Annotated in this window: 1 pseudogene; it reads left to right on the top strand. The window is 54.6% G+C overall.

The window, feature by feature from the left end:
* A pseudogene (locus K5Q92_RS23865) lies at positions 1-699 on the top strand (hypothetical protein); the annotation flags it as partial.

Raw genomic sequence — 699 nt, 5'->3', positions numbered from 1 at the left:
GCAGCTTCACCTTTGGTAACTACACTTATGCCAACGGCGTGATCAGCTGGACAGAAACCGCGCCTGCTGAAGGCGACAGCATCACCGTCACCGCCACCCAAACCGATAAGGCTGACAACACCTCGGCACAAGGTAGCGACACCGCAACCGTTACTGATGAAACCGCGCCAAACGCGCCGACGGTATTGATTGTTGATGATGGTAACCCAGGCGATGGCCTGCTCACCCAAGCTGAAATTGGTGCTGATGACGTACAGCTGCAAGTCACTATCGATGGTACTGACTTTGAAGCTGGCGGCTATGTCACGCTTACCATTAACGGTGGCGGGGACATTCAGCTGAGTTTCGCTGACTTCACTGATGCTGGCAACGGCAGCTTCACCTTTGGTAACTACACTTATGCCAACGGCGTGATCAGCTGGACAGAAACCGCGCCTGCTGAAGGCGACAGCATCACCGTCACCGCCACCCAAACCGATAAGGCTGACAACACCTCGGCTCAAGGTAGCGACACCGCAACCGTTACTGATGAAACCGCGCCAAACGCGCCGACGGTATTGATTGTTGATGATGGTAACCCAGGCGATGGCCTGCTCACCCAAGCTGAAATTGGTGCTGATGACGTACAGCTGCAAGTCACTATCGATGGTACTGACTTTGAAGCTGGCGGCTATGTCACGCTTACCATTAACGGTGGCG

This window comes from Shewanella sp. MBTL60-007 (assembly GCF_019654915.1).
Classification (GTDB): Bacteria; Pseudomonadota; Gammaproteobacteria; order Enterobacterales; family Shewanellaceae; genus Shewanella.
This window is presented reverse-complemented; position numbering and strand designations above follow the sequence as displayed.